Origin of the sequence: Mycolicibacterium hippocampi, from assembly GCF_010723735.1 — a bacterium.
Taxonomy (GTDB): domain Bacteria; phylum Actinomycetota; class Actinomycetes; order Mycobacteriales; family Mycobacteriaceae; genus Mycobacterium; species Mycobacterium hippocampi.
The window spans coordinates 502,887-521,560 of sequence record NZ_BLLB01000002.1; the positions used below are offsets into that span (position 1 = coordinate 502,887).

At 68.2% G+C, this 18,674-nt stretch carries 24 protein-coding genes and 1 pseudogene; 12 read left to right on the forward strand and 13 right to left on the reverse strand.

Annotation, left to right across the window (positions count from 1 at the left end):
* Positions 1 to 86: 86 nt before the first annotated feature.
* A pseudogene (locus G6N53_RS03390) lies at positions 87 to 906 on the forward strand (hypothetical protein).
* Here G6N53_RS03390 and G6N53_RS03395 read toward each other — a convergent pair.
* Both G6N53_RS03395 and G6N53_RS03400 read right to left on the reverse strand, forming a co-directional pair.
* Complete coding sequence (locus G6N53_RS03395; protein WP_163887138.1) at positions 868 to 1,314, reverse strand: DUF5313 domain-containing protein; 447 nt, start codon at positions 1,312 to 1,314, stop codon at positions 868 to 870. The pseudogene G6N53_RS03390 and the gene G6N53_RS03395 overlap by 39 nt on opposite strands.
* Positions 1,311 to 1,805 carry a MarR family winged helix-turn-helix transcriptional regulator gene (locus G6N53_RS03400; RefSeq protein WP_163887140.1) on the reverse strand — a complete coding sequence of 165 codons (495 nt, stop codon included), beginning with the start codon at positions 1,803 to 1,805 and terminating at the stop codon, positions 1,311 to 1,313. The genes G6N53_RS03395 and G6N53_RS03400 overlap by 4 nt, the downstream gene beginning before the upstream one ends.
* A 137-nt stretch (positions 1,806 to 1,942) precedes the next feature.
* On the opposite strand from G6N53_RS03400, the gene G6N53_RS03405 reads away from it, so the two are divergent.
* Positions 1,943 to 2,197 carry a metallothionein gene (locus G6N53_RS03405; protein WP_163887142.1) on the forward strand — a complete coding sequence of 85 codons (255 nt, stop codon included), beginning with the start codon at positions 1,943 to 1,945 and terminating at the stop codon, positions 2,195 to 2,197.
* An 8-nt stretch (positions 2,198 to 2,205) separates the two neighbouring features.
* On the opposite strand, the gene G6N53_RS03410 is transcribed toward G6N53_RS03405, so the two are convergent.
* Both G6N53_RS03410 and G6N53_RS03415 read right to left on the reverse strand, forming a co-directional pair.
* Entirely contained in the window at positions 2,206 to 2,907 is a 702-nt protein-coding gene (locus tag G6N53_RS03410) for a cutinase family protein (RefSeq protein WP_163887144.1), read from the reverse strand.
* A gap of 85 nt (positions 2,908 to 2,992) precedes the next feature.
* Positions 2,993 to 3,769 (reverse strand): endonuclease/exonuclease/phosphatase family protein, encoded by a 777-nt coding sequence (locus G6N53_RS03415; RefSeq protein ID WP_163887146.1) that lies wholly within the window; start codon positions 3,767 to 3,769, stop codon positions 2,993 to 2,995.
* A 78-nt stretch (positions 3,770 to 3,847) separates the two neighbouring features.
* Here G6N53_RS03415 and G6N53_RS03420 point away from each other — a divergent pair, with 78 nt between their 5' ends.
* Positions 3,848 to 4,396 carry a nucleotidyltransferase gene (locus tag G6N53_RS03420; protein ID WP_163895411.1) on the forward strand — a complete coding sequence of 183 codons (549 nt, stop codon included), beginning with the start codon at positions 3,848 to 3,850 and terminating at the stop codon, positions 4,394 to 4,396.
* A 95-nt stretch (positions 4,397 to 4,491) separates the two neighbouring features.
* Here G6N53_RS03420 and G6N53_RS03425 read toward each other — a convergent pair whose 3' ends face one another.
* Complete coding sequence (locus G6N53_RS03425; protein ID WP_163887148.1) at positions 4,492 to 4,749, reverse strand: DUF7218 family protein; 258 nt, start codon at positions 4,747 to 4,749, stop codon at positions 4,492 to 4,494.
* 126 nt (positions 4,750 to 4,875) lie between these two features.
* On the opposite strand from G6N53_RS03425, the gene phoU reads away from it, so the two are divergent.
* Complete coding sequence (gene phoU / locus G6N53_RS03430; protein ID WP_163887150.1) at positions 4,876 to 5,532, forward strand: phosphate signaling complex protein PhoU; 657 nt, start codon at positions 4,876 to 4,878, stop codon at positions 5,530 to 5,532.
* A gap of 16 nt (positions 5,533 to 5,548) precedes the next feature.
* Here phoU and G6N53_RS03435 read toward each other — a convergent pair whose 3' ends face one another.
* Entirely contained in the window at positions 5,549 to 6,730 is a 1,182-nt protein-coding gene (locus tag G6N53_RS03435; protein WP_163887152.1) for a zinc-dependent alcohol dehydrogenase, read from the reverse strand.
* Between the two features lie 131 nt (positions 6,731 to 6,861).
* On the opposite strand from G6N53_RS03435, the gene G6N53_RS03440 reads away from it, so the two are divergent.
* Complete coding sequence (locus tag G6N53_RS03440) at positions 6,862 to 7,533, forward strand: UdgX family uracil-DNA binding protein (protein WP_163887154.1); 672 nt, start codon at positions 6,862 to 6,864, stop codon at positions 7,531 to 7,533.
* Between the two features lie 13 nt (positions 7,534 to 7,546).
* The gene (locus G6N53_RS03445) at positions 7,547 to 8,086 is read left to right on the forward strand and encodes a cysteine hydrolase family protein (RefSeq protein WP_163887156.1); all 540 of its coding nucleotides are present in this window, start codon (positions 7,547 to 7,549) and stop codon (positions 8,084 to 8,086) included.
* 31 nt (positions 8,087 to 8,117) lie between these two features.
* Here G6N53_RS03445 and G6N53_RS03450 read toward each other — a convergent pair whose 3' ends face one another.
* The 3 genes from G6N53_RS03450 to G6N53_RS03460 all read right to left on the reverse strand — a co-directional run bounded on the left by G6N53_RS03450 (position 8,118) and on the right by G6N53_RS03460 (position 9,895).
* Entirely contained in the window at positions 8,118 to 8,411 is a 294-nt protein-coding gene (locus G6N53_RS03450; protein ID WP_163887158.1) for a DUF3618 domain-containing protein, read from the reverse strand.
* On the reverse strand, positions 8,398 to 8,808 hold the full coding sequence (locus G6N53_RS03455; RefSeq protein WP_163887160.1) for a phage holin family protein: 411 nt from the start codon (positions 8,806 to 8,808) through the stop codon (positions 8,398 to 8,400). The genes G6N53_RS03450 and G6N53_RS03455 overlap by 14 nt, the downstream gene beginning before the upstream one ends.
* Before the next feature lie 70 nt (positions 8,809 to 8,878).
* Positions 8,879 to 9,895 carry a DNA topoisomerase IB gene (locus tag G6N53_RS03460; RefSeq protein ID WP_163887162.1) on the reverse strand — a complete coding sequence of 339 codons (1,017 nt, stop codon included), beginning with the start codon at positions 9,893 to 9,895 and terminating at the stop codon, positions 8,879 to 8,881.
* A 129-nt stretch (positions 9,896 to 10,024) separates the two neighbouring features.
* Between G6N53_RS03460 and G6N53_RS03465 the strand changes: the two genes are divergently transcribed.
* Positions 10,025 to 10,297, forward strand: a complete 273-nt coding sequence (locus G6N53_RS03465; RefSeq protein ID WP_163887164.1) for a DUF4235 domain-containing protein — start codon at positions 10,025 to 10,027, stop codon at positions 10,295 to 10,297.
* 54 nt (positions 10,298 to 10,351) lie between these two features.
* Here G6N53_RS03465 and G6N53_RS03470 read toward each other — a convergent pair whose 3' ends face one another.
* Genes G6N53_RS03470 through G6N53_RS29785 form a run of 4 tightly spaced genes read right to left on the reverse strand, consistent with a single transcriptional unit; the run spans position 10,352 to position 11,911 of the window.
* Positions 10,352 to 11,068 (reverse strand): NUDIX hydrolase, encoded by a 717-nt coding sequence (locus G6N53_RS03470; RefSeq protein ID WP_163887166.1) that lies wholly within the window; start codon positions 11,066 to 11,068, stop codon positions 10,352 to 10,354.
* Positions 11,065 to 11,424: a hypothetical protein gene (locus G6N53_RS03475; RefSeq protein ID WP_163887168.1), complete on the reverse strand. Its 360-nt coding sequence runs from the start codon at positions 11,422 to 11,424 to the stop codon at positions 11,065 to 11,067. Before G6N53_RS03475 ends, G6N53_RS03470 begins: the two co-directional genes overlap by 4 nt.
* 32 nt (positions 11,425 to 11,456) lie before the next feature.
* Positions 11,457 to 11,750: a hypothetical protein gene (locus G6N53_RS03480; protein ID WP_163887170.1), complete on the reverse strand. Its 294-nt coding sequence runs from the start codon at positions 11,748 to 11,750 to the stop codon at positions 11,457 to 11,459.
* Between the two features lie 14 nt (positions 11,751 to 11,764).
* Positions 11,765 to 11,911 (reverse strand): hypothetical protein, encoded by a 147-nt coding sequence (locus tag G6N53_RS29785; RefSeq protein ID WP_205390270.1) that lies wholly within the window; start codon positions 11,909 to 11,911, stop codon positions 11,765 to 11,767.
* A 131-nt stretch (positions 11,912 to 12,042) separates the two neighbouring features.
* Here G6N53_RS29785 and G6N53_RS03485 point away from each other — a divergent pair, with 131 nt between their 5' ends.
* The 5 genes from G6N53_RS03485 to G6N53_RS03505 all read left to right on the forward strand — a co-directional run bounded on the left by G6N53_RS03485 (position 12,043) and on the right by G6N53_RS03505 (position 18,674).
* Positions 12,043 to 12,600, forward strand: coding sequence for a type 1 glutamine amidotransferase domain-containing protein (locus tag G6N53_RS03485; protein WP_163887172.1), 558 nt, complete (start codon positions 12,043 to 12,045; stop codon positions 12,598 to 12,600).
* Positions 12,601 to 12,694: 94 nt separating this feature from the next.
* Positions 12,695 to 13,192: a hypothetical protein gene (locus G6N53_RS03490; protein WP_163887174.1), complete on the forward strand. Its 498-nt coding sequence runs from the start codon at positions 12,695 to 12,697 to the stop codon at positions 13,190 to 13,192.
* Complete coding sequence (locus G6N53_RS30725; protein ID WP_163887176.1) at positions 13,189 to 17,706, forward strand: cation-translocating P-type ATPase; 4,518 nt, start codon at positions 13,189 to 13,191, stop codon at positions 17,704 to 17,706. Before G6N53_RS03490 ends, G6N53_RS30725 begins: the two co-directional genes overlap by 4 nt.
* A 32-nt stretch (positions 17,707 to 17,738) precedes the next feature.
* Positions 17,739 to 18,011, forward strand: coding sequence for a hypothetical protein (locus G6N53_RS03500; protein ID WP_163887178.1), 273 nt, complete (start codon positions 17,739 to 17,741; stop codon positions 18,009 to 18,011).
* 9 nt (positions 18,012 to 18,020) lie between these two features.
* Positions 18,021 to 18,674 (forward strand): DUF1330 domain-containing protein, encoded by a 654-nt coding sequence (locus G6N53_RS03505; RefSeq protein ID WP_163887180.1) that lies wholly within the window; start codon positions 18,021 to 18,023, stop codon positions 18,672 to 18,674.

Genomic DNA, 18,674 nt, shown 5'->3' on the forward strand with positions numbered 1-18,674 from the left:
CCGCGCGCGGCACCGGGAAGACCTCTACGTCTACGCCCAAATGGGTGCCCAACGGGTTTTCACACCGATTCAGGAGCAGACATCCCATGCCCGAAATCTTCCAGCCCGCGAGCGACTTCGCTGTCATAGCCGGATGGATCGTCGGTGCCGTCGCGATCGCCTACGGCATCGGGCTCGGGCTTTCCTGGGCCGTCCAGCGCCTCGGCCGGCGCAGCAGCGTGGTGAACGACATCGCGCAGCTGACCCGACGCCCGGTGCGCGCCAAGTTGATGGTGATCGCCGCGTCGGCGGCGGTGCACCGGGTCTCCGATCCCGAATCGAGCTGGCGCGGCTGGCTCGACCATGCACTCGTGCTGGTGCTGATCGCCACCATCACATGGTTGATCGCCAGCCTGGCCGCGCCTGCCCTGCACCTACTTCACCACGACGCCGTTCCGGAACTGGACCCGCAACGCCACCGAACTGCTCGGCACCGCCGAACTCGACGTCGACTTCACGGTGCCGTTCGACGAGATGCGCGCCGAGCTGGACCGGTTGCTGCACGCGAACCCGCTGTGGGACGGGCGTGTCGGTGTGCTGCAGGCAACGGATGCGGTCGAGGGTTACGTCCGGGTACGGATGCTGGTCAGCGCACCCAACGCGGGCGCACTGTTCGACCTGCGGTGCGACGTCCGGGAGGGCATGGTGGCGTGGCTGCAAGACGCCAACCCGGGCGCGCTGCCGCGCCGCCGGCTGGAGCACCAGAGCGGACGAGACGTGGGCCTGCGCGGCCGTGCGTTCGATCAGAACGAGGACGTGGTGCCGATCCGGACCGCGAACTGGCCCGGGTGCGCTACGACGGCGGTTGAGCACCCAGGAACTCGGGTTTCAGTGAAAAGGGTTGCTGTTGGACTGCCACTGCGCTGATTCCGGACGGGGGCCGAAGCGCCGCGCGTAGGCCTCGTCGATATGGGCCTTCTTCTTCCGGTTGATCACGTCCACCAGGTTCGGATCGAGGCCGTGCTGCGCCAGCCGGTGCCTGCGCCACACCTTGTTCAGCGCAAGCGCCATCAACAGGCTCCAGATGTAGATCGGCACCGTCATCTCCAGATGCACGTACAGCGACGCGGGAAGCAGCCACAGCGGCGCCAGGACGAACAGCGGCGGAATCGCCATCCGGATCATGTGCCTGCGCACGGCTCCCTGAGCGGCGAGGTCCTCGGCAACCCAGCGACTCATCGACGACGGCAGGCGGCGCCCGTACGAGTAGCCGATGTACTGCGCAAGCGATGGTCGGTCAGTGGCCACGTCGGCCTCCCTGTTGTTGTTCGTCATCGGTATCGGAGTGTGCCCGCCGCAAGCGCGGCGGAGTTGATGGTGGTCAGCACCCGGTGCAGCTCCTCGAGTTCGGCCAGGTCGACGCCGAGGCGGGAGACCACGGCGGCAGGAATCCCGAGGGCTCGGCTGCGCAGCGCGAGGCCGGCGGCGGTCAACTCGACATCGGTCGCGCGCTCGTCGGCCGCGCTCCGGGAGCGGGTGAGCAGCCCCACTGTTTCGAGCCGCTTCAGCATCGGGGACAGCGTGGCCGAGTCGAGTTGCAGCGCGGTGGCGATCTTCTTGACCGACAGCGGCGCCCGATCATCGGGAGTCGACCTGTGGTGGTCCCACATCGTCAGCATCACCAGGTACTGCGGATGGGTCAGCCCCAGGGGCTCGAGCAGCGGCCGGTAGACCGCCAGCACCGCCCTGTTGGTGACCGCCAGCGCGAAGCACACCTGCCGCTCCAAGGCCAGCGGATCGAGGTCGGGGTCGACTGCGGAGGTCACGGATCCATTCTACCCGGTCGCACACGAATAGATCGTGCACTAATCAATTGCTCAGCTCGGATGGCCAGGTTTGCCGCCGGCAGCGGCGGGAACATGACCTCGAAGTCATAAATCCATCAGGTCCATCAGGAGGTTCCATGTCCATCTGCGACACCTGCGGAAACGACTACGACAAGGCGTTCACCGTGAGCTGGCCGGACGGCCGGTCGGCCACGTTCGACAGCGTCGAATGTGCGGCCGTACAGCTGGCACCGGAGTGCGGGCATTGCGGGTGCCGCATCTTGGGCCACGGAGTCGAGACCGAAGAAGGCATCTTCTGTTGCGCGCACTGCGCGCGAAAAGACACCGACGCCGACGTCAACGACCGATACCCGGTGCCGGCGGGCGGTTGAGCGTCGCGCTACAACCGGCCCACGGCAAATGCCGCGCCCTCGTTGATGCTTCCGTTGAACGGATACAGCGCGTGCGCCAGCGTCGGCCCGCCGTCGGCGGCACCCGAGCAGATGGTGTCCCCGGGGGTGCACAGTCGCAGCGTCTTGTCGGCGTAGAGCGGGCCGATGGTGATGGCCGGCGCGTCGTACCTCTGCAGGAACTCACCCGACGGCGTGCCGAAGAGCACGACCGCGGCGACATGGTCGGCCACCTCCGCCGGCATCGGCTCGGGTGCCACCTCGGCGGGCACACTGCTGGGCACGACGTCGGAGGTCACGAACCCCGCCACCACCGCACCCTGGGAGTATCCGCCCAGGATCAGCCGGGTGTCCGGGCAGTTGGCCGCGATGGCCTGGACATGATTCGCCGCGTCCCGCACGCCGTCGATCACCGTCGAGGCGAAGATCTCGCGTTGCTCGAAGTTGCTGCCTGCCGGATAGTTCACCGCGTACACCCCGACGGTCCGGCCGCCGGCCTGGGCGCGCACCGCGTCGACGAAGGCCTGTCCGATTCCGCCGACCCCGGGCGCTTCACCGGTGCCGCGGGCGAACACCACCTCGACATCGGGGCACGGTTGCGCCACGGCGGACGGGGCGAGCACCCCGATCAGCGTTGCCCAGGCACCGAGCACCGCCACCATCGCGCCACGGACCAGTCGTCGAGCTGTCATGAAGGACTCCTTTATTCGCAGGCGCCCACACGATCGACGGCGCAGTCGAGCAATACCCGCACGTTCGCTGGCCAAACGGCCGGCGTCAATCGGGGAGGTTCGCCTCGACCTCCACGAGCAGCGGGCGATGGTCGGACAGTGATGCAGCCGGTGCCAGGCACCCGCTCCCGCGGAGGCCCGGATGGTCGGTGAGGATGTGATCGAGCTGGCGGTCCGGAGCTTCGGCGGGAAAGGTTGCCACGTCGGCCAGCGCACGCATCCGCGTCCACCTCGCCGCCGCGGCCGGCGACAGGTTGAGGTCACCCATCAGCAGGCGTGGCCCGGGCATGCCCCGCAGATCCCTGATCAGTCGTCGCAGTTGGTGGCGGTTCCATCCGGGCACAAAAGACAGATGGGTGTTCGCGACCGACATCGGACCCAGCGGAGTGTCCAGTTGGGCGACAACCGCAGCTCTGGGCTCCTCGTCGACGACGATGACACGGTTGGGGCCCGGCAGATACATCGGGAACCGCGTCGGGATCCTGGGCAGCCGCACCACCTGCCAGCTCGTCGCGGGGAACCGGGACAGCAGCGCGATTCCGTAGGCGGCAGTGCCGGGTTGTTCCTCGCCGGTCGCCGCCATCCAGGTGGCGCCCGGCGTGCCGGCGATGGCAGCGACGAAGCGGTGTGCGACGGCGCCCATTGCCTCGGCCGCCACCGAGGTCAGGTCAGCGCGGCCCGACCTGTCCTGCTCGAGATCCACCTCCTGCAGAGCCAGCACGTCGGGGTCCAGTTCGCGGATACACGCCCGCAGTCGGTCGGGGTCCACGACGCCGTCGTGCACCGTCCGGCCGTGGAGGATGTTGAAAGTCGCGATACGCACGGGTACCAGTTACCCACCGACGGCGCTGCCGAACAATGCCGCTGGATACAAGCCGCTGAATACAAGGGAGCGCCGATGATGCGTCCGCGTGACGAACAGCTGCGCCGCGCGCTGAGATCCGCGGCCTCGGCACTGAAGGAACACGGGCCGAGGTTCGCTCTGGCGGGAAGCTATGCGCTCTGGGTTTTCGGGGCGCCGGAGCCGGTGCACGACGTCGACTTCGTCGTCGCCGAGGCCGACACCGAAGCCGCCGCGACGACGCTGGCGAAGGCGGGTTTCGTGATCGAGCGCACCCCGGAGGACTGGTTGTTCAAGGCGCACGCCGAAGACGTGGTCGTCGACGTACTGCACCGGGTCAACGGTGTCGCCGTGGGCGCCGAGCATCTCGACCGGGCAGAGGAGCACGACGTCATGGCGATCAGGATCCCGGTGCTGACCCCGACAACCGTGCTGATCCAGAAGTTGCTCGCGCTGGGAGAGCACTTCTGTGACTTCACCTCCCTGCTGCCGGCGGTGCGTGGGGTGCGCGAGCGGTTCGACTGGCAGCAGGTGCGGGCGGCTACCGCCGAGAACGACTACGCGGTGGCCTTCCTGGTACTCGCCGACCGGCTGCGGATCACCGCATGACGCTCGGTTCGGCACGCCGACGATGACTACGAGCTCGGTGAGGGCCTGATCCGGGGCGGTGCAGCCGCTCCGCACTCTTAGAAGCCAGCCGGCTGTCAGTGGTTGCGCAGCGTGTCGATCAGCTTGCTCTTGGTCAGGTCCGAGTAGCCGGAGATCCCCAGTTCCTTGGCGCGGTTCTTCAGCTCCGGAACCGTCCAGTCCTCGTAGCTTGCCGACTCTCCGCCCTTCTTCCCCACCGCTGACTTGCCCCGGGCTGCCGCAGCGTTGGAGATGCGGGCGGCTTTCTCCTTGGAGTTGCCTTGCTCGCGCAGATCCTCATACATCTTCTCGTTCTTGATAGACGAATTGGGCATTGTCACACCTCCGGTTCCTCATATCCTGATCCGCGCAGGGTGCCCGACCGGGAGCGGCCCGAAACGCGGCGATGCATACAAAACGGCTCGATGGGTACACGCTCGGCTGCGGGGAGAGGAGATCCGGTGCGTACCGAATTCCACCAGCAGCTGGATGCGATCAACTCTGACCTGGCCCGGATGTGTGAGCTGGCGGGTGAGGCCATGCAGCTCGCGACGGTCGGGCTGCTCACCGTGGACCTCGAGGCAGCCGAGCGGGTGCTGACCGAACTCGAGGTGCTGTCCAGGATGCGCCGCGAGGTGGACCAGGCGGCGCTGGCGGTCCTCGCGCGCCAGGCACCTGTGGCCAGCGACCTGCGGGTCGTGGTCGCGGCGGTGCACATCACCTCCGACGCCGACCGGATGGGCGGCCTGGCCGCTCATGTCGCCCGTATCGTCCGGCTGCGGCACCCCGACCCGGTCCTTCCCAATGACGTGGTGGGTCAGTTCACCGAGATGGGTAATCTCGCGGTCGACCTGGCCGAGGATGCCGCCTCCGTCATCATCGACGGAGATCCGGTGCGGGCGAGCCGAATCCGCGATGACGACGAAGCCATGAACGACATGCACCGCCGGCTGTTCACCACCGTGATGTCGCCGGCGTGGAGCCACGGAGTGCCCGCGGCCATCGACCTCGTGCTGTTGGGCCGGTTCTACGAGCGGTTCGCCGATCACGCCGTGGCGATCGCTGCCCGGGTGTTGTTCCGCAGCACCGGCGACACCACGCGTGATTTCGGGCAGTGATCCCCGGCGGGCCGGTCTACGGCTTGAGCACCATCTTCACCGCACCGTCCTGCTTCTTCTGGAAGATGTCGTAGGCGTGCGGCGCATCGTGCAGCGGCAGCGTGTGGCTTGCGAAAGTGTCCACACCCAGCGGATCCTCATCGGTCAGCAGCGGCATGATGTCGTCGACCCATTTCTTGACGTTGGCCTGTCCCATCCGCAGTTGGACCTGCTTGTCGAACAGCGTCAGCATCGGCATCGGGTCCGCCATTCCGCCGTAGACCCCGATCAGCGAGATGGTCCCGCCGCGACGAACGATGTCGATGGCCGAGTGCAACGCGTCGAGACGATCCACCCCCGCGGTCTGCAAAATCTTCTTGGCCACCGCATCCGGTAGCAGCCCGGTGAGCCGCTGCGCGGCCTGCGCGACGGGTGATCCGTGCGCCTCCATACCCACCGCGTCGATCACCGAGTCGGTGCCTCGCCCTGCGGTGAGCTCCCGGATCGCGTCGCCGACGCCGGTGTCGAGCGCGCGCAGGTCCACGGTGCGGATGCCGCGGGCCTCGGCGCGGGCCAGCCGCTCGGGCACCAGATCGACGGCGATCACCTCATAGCCCAAGTGCGCTGCGATCCGGGCCGCCATGTCGCCGATCGGCCCCAGACCGAGCACCGTCACCGACCCGCCATCGGGGATGTCGGCATAGGCCACCGACTGCCACGCGGTCGGCAGCACATCGGAGAGATAGACGAACCGCGAATCCGGCGGGCCGTCGGGAACCTTGATGTGGGTGAACTGTGCCTGCGGCACCCGCAACAGTTCGGACTGTCCACCGGGCACCGACCCGTACAACTCGGAATAGCCGAAGAGCGCTGCCCCCATCCCCTGCTCGCGGACCTGCGTGGTCTCACACTGGGTGTAGAGCTGCTTGTCACACATGAAGCAACTGCCGCAAGAGATCTGGAACGGGATGACCACGCGGTCCCCGACCGCCAGGTCGCCCACCTCGGAACCGACCTCTCGCACGATCCCCATGGGCTCGTGACCGAGGATGTCACCTTCGTTCATGAAGGCACCCAACACCTCGTAGAGGTGCAGGTCAGAACCGCAGATATTCGTCGACGTGACCTCGATGACCGCGTCGGTGGGTTGTTCGATCCTCGGGTCCGGCACCGTGTCGACGCGCACATCGCGCCGACCGTGCCAAGTCACTGCCTTCATCGGTACTCCCATCACGCTCCGCGCCGACCTTCAGCGCGGCAATTGCGCACTCGGCTACCCGTCGTCAGGGCCGTCAAACACCGCGGAGTTGCTGGGCTTACTTCTCTGGGATGCTGGGTAAGTGCCTCAACATGGTGACTTCCGGAGCCGAGCACTTCCTCCCCGGTGCCGGCGACCTCGGCACTCTGGCGGAGGCCGCGCAGACCTGTGAGGGTTGTGACCTGTTTCGCGAGGCGACCCAGACGGTGTTCGGCGCAGGCGCCGAGACGGCGAGGATGGTGCTGGTGGGTGAACAGCCCGGGGACCGCGAGGATCTCGCCGGGCAGCCGTTCGTCGGTCCAGCCGGACGACTGCTCGACAAGGCGCTGGTGTCAGCCGGACTTGATCGCGGCACCATCTATCTGACGAACTCTGTGAAGCACTTCAAATTCACCCGCGCGGCCGGCGGAAAGCGCCGAATTCACAAGACGCCCAGCCGAACCGAGGTCGTCGCCTGCCGGCCCTGGCTGCTGGCCGAACTCGATGCCATCGACCCCGAGATCGTCGTACTGCTCGGCGCGACAGCATCGAAAGCACTGATGGGCAACAGCTTCCGGTTGACCGCACATCGGGGCGAGGCACTCCAGCTCCCTGACGACAGCGCCCTCGAATCACTACGGGCCAGGCCCGACATCATCGCCACCGCACACCCATCAGCGGTCCTGCGCGGACCCGCCGAACAACGAGAACAGGCGTTCGCCGACCTGGTCGCAGATCTCCGGCTGGCAGCCGAGAGACTCGCCAACCGGCGTACCCGAATCTAGGAGGTTTCCGCCCATGCCCGACACCGCCGTTCTTGTGATCGACATGATGAACACCTACCGACATCCGGACGCGGAACTGTTGATCCCCAATGTGGCCGACATCATCGATCCGCTCGCCGCACTCATCACCCGGGCACGTGATCGCGATGACGTCGACCTCATCTACGTCAACGACAACTACGGGGATTTCACCGCTCAGCCGAGTGACCTCGTACAGAGCGCGCTGCAAGGCGAACGTCCCGATCTGGTCAAACCCGTCGCGCCCCAGTCGGACTTCAGGTTCGTCTCGAAGGTGCGGCACAGCGCGTTCTACGCCTCACCTCTGGCCTACCTGCTGAGCCGGCTGAGCACCAAACGGGTGATCCTCACCGGACAGGTGACCGAACAGTGCATCCTGTACAGCGCGCTGGACGCCTACATCCGCCACTTCGACGTGATCGTGCCCCGCGATGCGGTCGCGCACATCGATTCCGACCTGGGGCAAGCGGCGCTGCGGATGATGGAGAGCAACATGGGCGCCGAGTTGGTGGACGCGGCGGACTGCCTGAACTGACTTGCCTGAACTGACCAGGACAGCGCGCCGGCTACCGGCGGCGCCGCCACCACAGCAAACCGATGACGGCGACCCCGGCCAGGATCACGCCCGCCGGCACCGCCGGGTTCGCCTTCGCAGAGGCCGTGGCCGTCTGCGCCCGGTCCACGACCGCTTCCTTGGTTTCCGTGGCTTTGTCCTGAGCACGGGTCTTGACGTCCAGCTTGTCCGACAGCGCACCCACGGTTTCTCCGAGCTGGTTGCGGGTCTGTTCGATGTCCGCCTGCAATTCCTCTACCCCGGCGTCCGGGCCGGGCTCCGGTGGGAGCCTGTCAGCGCTGGCCATGTCGGGCCTCCTTGATCTCCTCGAGGTCGTGCTTGACGCTGTCCACCGACTCGTTGGCCGGTGGAGACACTTGCTGCACCTGCTTGCGGCTCACCAGTGCAGCCACCCCTGCGCACAGGAACAACACCGCGGCGACGATCAGAGCTGCAGCCCAGACCGGCAGCACCAGCGCCAGCCCGGCGACGCCGGCGGCGATCAGCGTGGCCAGGCCCAGTACTGCGAGCAGACCGGCGGCGCTGAACAGGCCGGCACCGATCCCGGCATGACGGACCGATTCCTGGAATTCCTTCTGAGCCAATCGCATCTCGTCGCGCACCAGCCGCGAGGTCTGCTCGGAGAGCTGGCCCAGGAGTTGAGGCGTGGAGGCCTCGGTGGTGTGGTGTGGTTGTGCAGTCATGATCTGACCTTCCTAGCTGCGTTGCTTCCACCGCAGTGCCCCTCCGTCGGCCGGGTGAAACCTCATCGGCTCAGCTCTTCGCCACCTTGCGGATCAACGTCCGGGTCGCTTTCTCCAGGATCTGCTGGGCTTCGTCTGGCTTGCGGGTGCGCTGCGCGCGCCGCACCGCGGCGGCGATGGTGTGCCCCTTTTCGTACCCGGCCACCACTCGGGGGTCGACGTAGGAGCCGCGGGCCACCGCCGGCGTGTTCCCCAGCCCCTCGGCGACTTCCTTCATCACTGCCGACTCGACACGCTTGACCACCTTCTCCGACACCGGCGGGTCCGCGTCGACGAAGGCCTCGGCGGCCAGCACGGTGCCGTGCCAGGTACGCAAGTCCTTGACGCTGTACTCGTCGCCGACCAGTTCCTTGAATCGCGCGTTGAGATCGTCGGCACGGACATCGGCCCACCCGGAGGCGCTACGGCTGACGAGCAACCGTTCTGTCCGGTCCGTGCGCCGCAGCAACGACCGGACGGCTCGAACCACCTCGGGGTCCTCGATTTCCAGTGTCCGGCGCACACCGCTTTTGGCCGGGTAGTCGAACGACACCGAGCCACCGCGCAACGTCAAGTGGTCACACTGCAGGGTGGCCAGCCCGTAGGACTCGTTCTCCTCGGCGTACTGTTCCCCGCCGGCACGGAAGTAGCCCCGGTCCAACAGGTGCAAGGCCAGGGCCAGAACCCGGTCCCGTCCCAGCCCGCGGCCAGCCAGATCCTCGGCGATTCGGGCGCGCCACTGCGGCAGTTCCAGCGACATCTCCAGCACCCGGTCGAACTTCTCCTCGGCGCGCTCTTCCTGCCACGCCTGGTGGTATAGGTACTGACGACGACCCGCGACGTCGGTGCCGACAGCCTGGATGTGACCGTTGGGTTGAGGGCTGATCCACACCTTCTTCCACGCCGGCGGGATGACCAGATCCTTGATGCGCTGCAATGTGGCTTCGTCGTCCAGCAGTTCGCCGTCGGTGCCGTAGTACGCGAAGCCCTTGCCTCTGCGTTTCCGGGTGATTCCCGGTTTGTCCAGTGCACTGCGCCGCAACCGCACGCCCCGCCTCCAAGTTCCTCCGACCACCGTTTGGTGGCGCCGGGGTTACCCGCGTCCGTCGGAGTTACACCTTCGCGTTCGCGGGTACTTGTACTCAACGCAGTCAGCACCCGTCAGGAAGCAGGCACGATGAGCAGTACCTCGAAAGTCCTCTACACGCCGCTGTCGATGGTGGTCAGTGTGGCCGGTGGTCTGGTGGCCAGCGCAGTGTTCACCCAGGTCTGGAAGCGGATAGGCGAGGCTGACCAACCGCCGCCGGATCCCGACGATCTCAGCCAGTCGACGGCCAAGGTGCTGTTCGCCGCTGCGCTGCAGAGCCTGATCTTCGGTCTGGTGCGGGCCGCGGTGAACCGGGCGAGCGCCCGCGGCTACAAGGCGGTCACCAACGAAGCCCCGTCCTGACCAGCGGGTCGGCTCCGCCGTCAGGGACGGCCGTCGTCGGCGGCTGGGCAGCTGTCACCGCCAGGCGAACACCGGCTGCTCCAGCCCATCGACCGGGTCGTGGCGGCCCTCCAGCGCCAACCACCTCAACTGCAACAGGATCGCGCCCGTCGGGGCATGGATGAGGTCACCGCCCAACGGAATCTGCACAACCGGCCGGGGACTTTCGGGGATCGTGATGAAACGCGGCGAGTCGTTTCGCAGCAGTTGGTGCAGCCCCACCCGGTAGACCGCCACCACCTCGTCGGGCGCCGGACGTGGGTCCAGTCGGCCACCGCCCCAGATCACCACCGGCGTGATGACATACCCCGACCGCGTCGGGTAATCGTCGAGTAGGCCCAGCACGCTCGCGTCGGGCATTCGGACGCCGACCTCTTCGTCGAGCTCACGCAGCGCGGCCTGCACCACGGTTTCGCCGGGGTCCAGCCGACCACCCGGCAATGCCCATTGGGCGGCGTGCGAGGTGAGTCGGGAAGCCCTGCGGCACAACAAGAATGCGGCACCACCGGACACGTCGACCATTCTGCCGTCGAGGTCTGCCGGCATCGGGCGCCCGGCGATCCAGTCGTCCACCGGTGCCGGGTCGACGCGGTCCTCACCCAGCTCGGAGTCGACGAGAACCACCGCGACGGCCGCGTGCCGCTTCGTCGGGTCCGTCACTGCGCGACGCTCGTGACCCGCCAGACGACTCCGGACCTGCTCCCGCAGCACCTCGTCGTAGGTAACGATCACGCCGTGATCCCGGCGGCCTGGTCGAGGTGCTGCAGCAGGTCATGCGCCGCCAACTCGATGGCCTTGTGCCGCCACTGCGAAGCCCGGTACACACAGGCGATGAGCCCGGTGCGGTGGACGCGGCGGAAGTCGCCGAAGACGAAGGCGTACCTGGCCTTGGTGCCGTCCTCGGCCCCTTCTGTCAGGCCGAGATGCCATCGCGCGTACTCCTGCCAGTCGTGCGACTCGAGGTAGGCGTTCTCTGCGGCGGCCTTCGGCTGCGCCTCACCCCAGTCGCTGTCGAGTACGTACTGCCTCGAGTTGATCAGGCCGCGAGCGTGCTCGACCGCCGCCTCGTTGACGTCATACTTCGCCATCGCGACATTGTTTCAGCAGGTGCGTCCGCACGTCAGCGGTCGGTGTGCGGCGTGGGACTCTGCGCTGATTCCCACTTGGACTCCAGTGCGCGCGTCACCGCGGTGTCGGAGGGCAGCTCGGCGTCGAACGTCTCACCGTCGTCACCCTCGAAGGTGACGAGGACGGCCGGAGTGCCGTTGACTTCGCTCGCGTCCCTGTGCACCACCTTGTACGGACGCCCGTCGCCGGGCCGGTCGGGTAGCTGCAGCGAGATGATGTCGCCGGGGGCGACGTTCTCGAGTCGGTCGCTTCTCTCGAGTCGATTGTTGTCGGTCTGGCCGGCCACACGTTCCTCCTGTTTCAGCTGTCGTCGTGCTCGGGTTCGGTCAGCTCGGGGGCGTTCTCCCGGGTCGCCATGCCGCCTTCACCGCCGTGATCGGCCGGCCCGGGACGGCCGCCCTTCGGCTTCTCTGCCCGGCCGTCGGCTGGATCTGTGTTCGCACCCATTACGCGCCCCTTCGTCAGGGGTGACGTACCCCGATCCGACACATCCGACTCAGCCGTGATCGAACCGTCGCGTGGGTTTGATCACCGACCAGGGGGTAACCGGATAACCACCTGATGAAAGGAGCCGCAACATGCCCAATGAACTCGATGGCCGAACGATCGCGTTCCTCGCCGCCGACGGTGTCGAGAAGGTCGAACTCGAGCAGCCGCGGGATGCGGTGACCAACGCCGGTGGACGGGTCGAACTGCTGTCGGTGAAGTCCGGTGAGATCGACGCGCGCAACCACGATCTCGAGCCCGCCGGCACGTTCCCGGTGGACCGGGTGGTCGCCGACGCCAGAGTAGACGAGTTCGACGCTCTGGTGCTGCCAGGCGGCACGGTGAACGGGGACAAGCTGCGCCTCGACGAGTCGGCTGTGGCGTTCGTCCGTGACTTCGTCCGCTCCGGTAAACCCGTCGCCGCCATCTGCCATGGACCGTGGGCGCTGGTGGAAGCCGGGGTGGTCCGAGACCGGACGCTGACGTCCTACCCGAGCCTGCGCACCGACCTTCGCAACGCCGGAGCGACCGTCGTCGACCAGCAGGTGTGCATCGACGGCAATCTGATCACCAGTCGGTCGCCCGCCGACCTGCCCGCCTTCTGCCAGGCGATCACCGACCAATTCGCGAACACCCCGGCGCACACGTGAGACCGCGATCGAGCGGGTTGTTCACCTGCGCTGTGTATAACCGACGGTTATCGGAAGATGACGACCAGGCGAACAAACCGGCCCAGGAGACGCAATGAGTGCCATTTCAACGGCCTTTCGAGGCTTGACGAAGGTGGCCGATGCCACGACGGCCACAGCGGGGGCCGTTGGCGGCGCCGCGATCAACGGAGTGGCCGGCGGTGTGCGAGGTGCGGCCAACGGCGTCCGCACAGGACTGTCCAGCGGTAGCCGATCCCCGGCGGCGGCCGCGCTCACCATCGGGGCCATCGGCGCCGCCGGTCTTGTCGAGTGGCCCCTGCTGGTCACCGTTGGCGGGGCTGCACTGGTCGTGCACCGGCTCAGTCAGCGCGCCGGCGAGGCGGATGCCGCCCCCGCGGTCACGACGGCCACGCGGCAGAGCGTCGCCCCTCCGGTGAAGAAGGTGGCGCCAGCCAAAAAAGCCCCGGCTAAAAAGGCTCCGGCAAAGAAAGCCCCGGCGAAGAAGGCCTCCGCTAAGAAGGCCTCCTCTAAGAACCCATCGGCCCGGCCGGCGCGCAAGGCGGGTTCGCCGCGGCGCACTGCCGGGAAGTGAGTTCTCTCCTCGGACGCCTGGCGGGGACCGCAACCAGCATTGCGCTCGCCCCCGTCACGCTGAGCGTCGGATTTGCCGCGTCCGGGCTGCGATTGGGCACCAGGGTCACGACAAGCGTGGCCCGTGGCCTGGGAGATGTCGTGCCGGGCGACGCGCGTGCGGCGGTGATGAGCGCCACGCGCGAGCTGGTCGGAAGTGAACCGGTCCGTCGGCGGTGGCGCCACGAGGACCGCTGCTGGATCGAGGTCCGCGGCCTGACCGCCGGGACCGGATCCGACCTCGCTGCAGCGCTGCTCGATTCGGTGCGGGCTGTCCCCGGGGTGCGGTCCGCGGTACTCAACCAACCGACCTCGCGGATGGTCGTGTCCGTCGACCCGGACGGGCCCACCCTGGACGAGTTGTGCCGGATCGTCGCCGACGTCGAGGAGCAGGCCGGCAGCGACGCCCGCATCACCGGTCCGACCGACCTGCCGGGTGACGGGGTGGTGCTGGGCGGGCTGCTGATCGCGGCGGCGGCCAACGGCCTCGGGTTCTGCGCAGCAGCCGCCGGGCGCACCTTGTTCTGGCCGGCGCTGCCCACCGGCCTGGTCGCCGCGGTGACCGCGGTCGACTACCAACCCCGGTTGCGTGCCGTCGTCGAGAAGCGTCTCGGCGACGCCGCGGCCGACACCGCGATCGCCCTTGCCGCCGCGTCGGTCTACACACTCACTCAGGCCCCGTCCTCGCTGGCCGTCGAGTTCCTCAGGAACCTCAGCCAACTCGGCGAACTCACCGCGGCCGCCCAGGTCTGGCAGCGCCACGAGGCCACACTCGGCGATCACGCGGACTCGACGGGCACCGACGAGGACGGAGATGTCGTCCGGCCGTGCCCGTTGCCGTTGGGTCCGATCGAGCGTCATGCCCAGCGCAGCGGGGTGGCGCAGGGCGTCGCCGCCCCATCGGTCGGCCTGCTGACCGGCGACCTCAATGCCGCTGCCACCGCCGCGGTGGTCGCCGCACCCAAGGCCGCCCGCCACGCGCGTGAGGCGTTCGCGGCGACGTTGGGGCGCGGGCTGGCCGAGCACCACGACGTGCTCACGCTGCGCCCCGATGCGCTGCGTCGCCTCGACCGCGCCGACGCCGTGGTGGTCGATCCCCGGGTCCTGCTCACCGATCGGTTACGGGTCGGCGGGCTGCGCGCAGTTGCCGAGCACGACCGCGCCGCGATCTGGCAGTGGGCGCAGGAACAGGTCCACAACGGTGCGCTGGCCGCCGGGTGGCACGACGTCCCGCGGCGCGACCGCGTGGCGCGCAACGGCAAAGCCGGGAAGATCCCGCAGGTTGTCCCGCAGATTTTTGTCGGCCGTACCCCGCACCCCTTGGCGGCGAACGTGGTCGCGGCGATCCGGCGTGCCGACATCGAGGCGGTGTCGGTGACGTGCGAGGAACTCGGCGATCTGCGTTCGTCTTTCGACGAGTTGCGGCCGGTGGCGGGATCCATGGATTCCGCCATGCTGGCCACCGTGCAGGCTCTGCAGGCTGACGGACGCACCGTGGCCGTGCTCTCCGGCGATGCCGGGCGGGCGCTGTCCGCTGCCGACGTGGCGATCGGTCTTGCTTGCCCGGGGCGGCAGCCACCGTGGCAGGCCGACTTGCTGATTTCCGAGCTCAGCTCGGCATGGCGGATCATGCACGCCATCCCTGCGGCTCGGCGCGCGAGCCGCCGTGGTGTCGAACTCGCCACCAGCGCAACGATTCTGGGTTCCATCCTGATGATCCCCGGGGTTCGCGGTCGCGGCCCCGGGCCCATAACCGCCGGCGCCGCCGCCGGCCTGGCCACCGGCGTATGGCTGGCTCGGGGAGTGTTCACCGCCCCGGTGCCGACACCGGCTCCGATGGACGAATGGCACGCGATGTCGGTGGACCAGGTTCGAGAGGCGCTGCCGCAGCCGACGATTCAGGCGAGTCCACCGCGATCGCGGCTGGCCGCGTCGGCCAGCGCCTCCTCGGCGCTGGTCGGCAACGTGACGGGGCCGGCGCTTCGGCTGGTGGCAGAGTTGGGCTCGGCTGTTCGCCAGGAACTGTCCGACCCGTTGACGCCGGTGTTGGCCGTCGGCTCGGCGGCCAGTGCCCTTCTGGGGTCACCGGTCGACGCCATCCTGGTCGGGTCGGTCCTCACCGGCAACGCAGTGCTGGCCGCGTCCCAGCAGGTACGCGCTGAGCGGCTGTTGCGGCGCCTGCTGGCGGTGCAGGACCCGCCGGCCCGGTTGCTACTCGACGACGGCTACAGCAGCGTCAGCGCAGCACGGTTGCTTCCCGGCCAACTCATCGAGGTACGTTCCGGTGAAGTGATTCCGGCCGACTGCCGGATCGTCGAGGCCACCGACCTCGAGGTCGACGAGGCCTCGCTCACGGGTGAGTCTCTGCCGGTGCCGAAGCAACCCGAGTCCACGCCGGGCGCCGCGGTCGCCGAACGTAGCTGCATGCTTTTCGCGACGACAACCGTGGTCGCCGGTAGTGCGGTGGCGGTGGTGACGACTGTCGGGGCGCAGACGCAGGTGCGACGGGCGGCCGAGGTGGCTCCGGCGCAGGGTTCGGCGGTCGGGTTGCAGTCTCAGCTTCGGGAATTGACCAATCGGGCGTTGCCGTTCAGCCTGGCCGGCGGAGCGCTCGTCAGCGGTCTCGGTCTGCTGCGCATGGCACCGCTGCGTCAGGCAGTGTCCAGTGGCGTGGCCGTCGCCGTCGCTGCCGTGCCCGAGGGCCTGCCGCTGGTCGCCACCCTCGCGCAGCAGGCCTCGGCGCGCCGGCTCACCCGGGCGGGCGTCTTGGTTCGCAGCCCGAAGTCCGTGGAGGCGCTCGGCCGCATCGACGTGGTGTGCTTCGACAAGACCGGCACCCTCAGCGAGAACCGGCTGCGGGTGTCCCGTGTGCACAGCACAGCGGATTTCACCGACGAACAGGTGCTGACGTTCGCCGCGGCGGCGACCGCCCCCAAGAACGGCGCCCGGCACGAGCACGCCACCGATGCCGCGGTGATCGCCGCTGCGCCCACCGGGCAACCGGAGTACAACGGCGACGCGGTGCACCTGCCGTTCAGGTCCGGCAGACCGTTCTCGGCCTCGCTCATCGGGACTGAGCTCGTCCTCAAGGGCGCGCCGGAAGTGGTGCTCGCGGCCGGCCTCGGCCACAACGGTTCGCTCGCCGAGGCGATACACGAGATGGCGGAGTCCGGATTGCGCGTCATCGCGGTGGCGCGCCGGACGGTGACGGCGGCGCAGGTCGAAGCCGCACGCGAAAGCGACGAGGCCTTCGCAGAACTGTGTGGCAGCGACCTGCAGGCGGCCGGGCTGCTCGGTATCTCGGATACCCCGCGCGAGGAGGCGGCCGGGCTGCTCAGGGCGCTCCAGGATCAGGACATCGCCGTTCGGCTGGCCACCGGGGACCACCCGGTCACCGCGGCGGCGATCGCCGCCGAGCTGGGGCTGCCGGTGACGCTCGATCAGGTGATCAGCGGCTCCGAATGGGAGGCCTTGTCGCGTCGGGGCCAGAAAGCCGCGGTGCGCGACAAAGTGGTGTTCGCCCGGATGACACCGGAACACAAAGTCCAGCTGGTGCAGACACTGGAACGCGTCGGCCTGGTCTGCGCGATGGTCGGTGACGGCGCCAACGACGCAGCGGCGATCCGCTCGGCCACGGTGGGCATCGGGGTGGCCGGCCACGGCACCGACCCGGCGCGCACGGCCGCCGACGTGATGCTGCTCGACGGTCGCATCGGCTCTCTCCTGGACGCGATCGACGAAGGCCGCCAGTTGTGGCGTCGGGTCCAGGCCGCGGTGGCGGTGCTGCTCGGCGGCAATGCCGGTGAGGTCGCGTTCGCCATCGTGGGCTCAGCGCTGACAGGTCGGTCGCCGCTGAACACCCGTCAGTTGCTGCTGGTCAACATGATGACCGACGCCCTGCCGGCGGCGGCACTGGCCGTCAGCCCCGCAGTGGGCACCGAGGACGGCGCAGGCCGTGGACCGGACCAGGCAGCGCTGTGGCGGACTGTCGCGATCCGCGGCACCACCACTGCGGCCGCCGCGACGACGGCGTGGTTGATGGCCGGGTTCACCTTGCAGCCGCGACGGGCGTCGACGGTGGCGCTGGTCGCGCTCGTCTCCACCCAGTTGGGTCAGACGCTCATCGATTCGCACAGCCCCCTGGTGGTCACCACGGCGGCCGGTTCGCTGGTCACGCTCGGCGCGCTCATCAGCACTCCTGGGGTCAGCCAGCTGCTGGGGTGTACGCCGCTGGGCCCCATCGGCTGGACGCAGGCACTCGGAACAGCTGGGGTGGCCACCGCGGCGGCCGCAATCGCCCCGCGGGTGCTGAGCCGCGTTCAGTCCTCGATGTCGAGCACTCCCAGCCGCCACAACACGGCGTACATTTCACGAAGCGGCATCGCGATGAAATGGGACACCACAGAGATCGGGTCCGAGGAAGCGCCGGCACCAGTGTTGGACACGTCTCCCACGGTCCAGACGACCGGCGTCTAGAAAGCAAACACGCCATGACCGAAAGGCGACAAATGGCCGAAACCTCGCGGCGGACAACGCCTCAACGAGAAGCCGTACAGGCGGTCCGCGAAGCCCAGTCGTTCGCGGTGGATCTGCCGGTGCTCGGGCGGGTCCGTCTGCCCAGGCCCGAGCAGCTGGCCTTCTACGGGGCGCTCGGTGTGCTCGCCGCCGTCGAGATCATCGAGTGGCCCGTCGCACTGGTGTTGGCCACCGGGCACCTACTGATCCAGGACGAGCACAACCGCGTCGCCCAGGAGATCGGCGAGGCGCTCGCAGACGCATAGGCTGCAGCGATGTCGCCCTTGGAGCAGTCATCGACGGCGCCGATCGCCATGTTCAACGCGCTGTGGTTCAAACCGGACGGCTTCGATCTGTACGCGAAGTACGCGGCCGGCGTCATGCCGATCCTCGCCGAGGTGGGTGCCGAGCTCGTCACGCCGTTCCTCGTCGCCGAGGATGCCCTCGAGGGCGGTTTCGACCCGTTTCTCGTCGGCTTCGTCCGTTACCCGTCGGCACAGGCCTTCGATCAGATGTGGCGCAGCGAGCGCTACCGGGAGGTCGCCCACCTCCGCACCGATGCCGTCGAGCGGGCGGTGCTCACCCGCTGCACGATCGATCCACCCGACGCCACACCGGCCATGCTGAGCCCAGGCGTCGCGGTGCTGAACATGCTGTGGTTCAACGACGATGGCCGCGAACGCTACGACGAATATCTGAGGGCGGCGCAGCCGCTGGTCGAGAAGGTCGGCGGCCACTACGTCGCCCCGCGTTTCGTCCCCGAATCGGCCTATGACGACGACGTCGTGCCCGATCTGATCTTCCTGGGGAACTATCCCTCCACCGAAGCGGTGTTCGAGCTGGTGAACGACGCCGACTACTCACCTGTGGCCGAGCTCAGGACCGCTGCCGTCCGGCGGTCGGCGACCACGATTCTGCGTGTCCACTGA

What these genes read in the sequence shown, in the direction of transcription:
- G6N53_RS03395 (WP_163887138.1), bottom strand. Translation starts at nt 1,314, where the DNA reads ATGACGAACAACAACAGGGAGGCCGACGTGGCCACTGACCGACCATCG.
- G6N53_RS03405 (WP_163887142.1), top strand. Translation starts at nt 1,943, where the DNA reads ATGTCCATCTGCGACACCTGCGGAAACGACTACGACAAGGCGTTCACC.
- G6N53_RS03410 (WP_163887144.1), bottom strand. Translation starts at nt 2,907, where the DNA reads ATGACAGCTCGACGACTGGTCCGTGGCGCGATGGTGGCGGTGCTCGGT.
- G6N53_RS03420 (WP_163895411.1), top strand. Translation starts at nt 3,848, where the DNA reads ATGCGTCCGCGTGACGAACAGCTGCGCCGCGCGCTGAGATCCGCGGCC.
- G6N53_RS03425 (WP_163887148.1), bottom strand. Translation starts at nt 4,749, where the DNA reads ATGCCCAATTCGTCTATCAAGAACGAGAAGATGTATGAGGATCTGCGC.
- G6N53_RS03435 (WP_163887152.1), bottom strand. Translation starts at nt 6,730, where the DNA reads ATGAAGGCAGTGACTTGGCACGGTCGGCGCGATGTGCGCGTCGACACG.
- G6N53_RS03440 (WP_163887154.1), top strand. Translation starts at nt 6,862, where the DNA reads ATGGTGACTTCCGGAGCCGAGCACTTCCTCCCCGGTGCCGGCGACCTC.
- G6N53_RS03445 (WP_163887156.1), top strand. Translation starts at nt 7,547, where the DNA reads ATGCCCGACACCGCCGTTCTTGTGATCGACATGATGAACACCTACCGA.
- G6N53_RS03450 (WP_163887158.1), bottom strand. Translation starts at nt 8,411, where the DNA reads ATGGCCAGCGCTGACAGGCTCCCACCGGAGCCCGGCCCGGACGCCGGG.
- G6N53_RS03455 (WP_163887160.1), bottom strand. Translation starts at nt 8,808, where the DNA reads ATGACTGCACAACCACACCACACCACCGAGGCCTCCACGCCTCAACTC.
- G6N53_RS03465 (WP_163887164.1), top strand. Translation starts at nt 10,025, where the DNA reads ATGAGCAGTACCTCGAAAGTCCTCTACACGCCGCTGTCGATGGTGGTC.
- G6N53_RS03475 (WP_163887168.1), bottom strand. Translation starts at nt 11,424, where the DNA reads ATGGCGAAGTATGACGTCAACGAGGCGGCGGTCGAGCACGCTCGCGGC.
- G6N53_RS29785 (WP_205390270.1), bottom strand. Translation starts at nt 11,911, where the DNA reads ATGGGTGCGAACACAGATCCAGCCGACGGCCGGGCAGAGAAGCCGAAG.
- G6N53_RS03485 (WP_163887172.1), top strand. Translation starts at nt 12,043, where the DNA reads ATGCCCAATGAACTCGATGGCCGAACGATCGCGTTCCTCGCCGCCGAC.
- G6N53_RS03490 (WP_163887174.1), top strand. Translation starts at nt 12,695, where the DNA reads ATGAGTGCCATTTCAACGGCCTTTCGAGGCTTGACGAAGGTGGCCGAT.
- G6N53_RS03500 (WP_163887178.1), top strand. Translation starts at nt 17,739, where the DNA reads ATGGCCGAAACCTCGCGGCGGACAACGCCTCAACGAGAAGCCGTACAG.
- G6N53_RS03505 (WP_163887180.1), top strand. Translation starts at nt 18,021, where the DNA reads ATGTCGCCCTTGGAGCAGTCATCGACGGCGCCGATCGCCATGTTCAAC.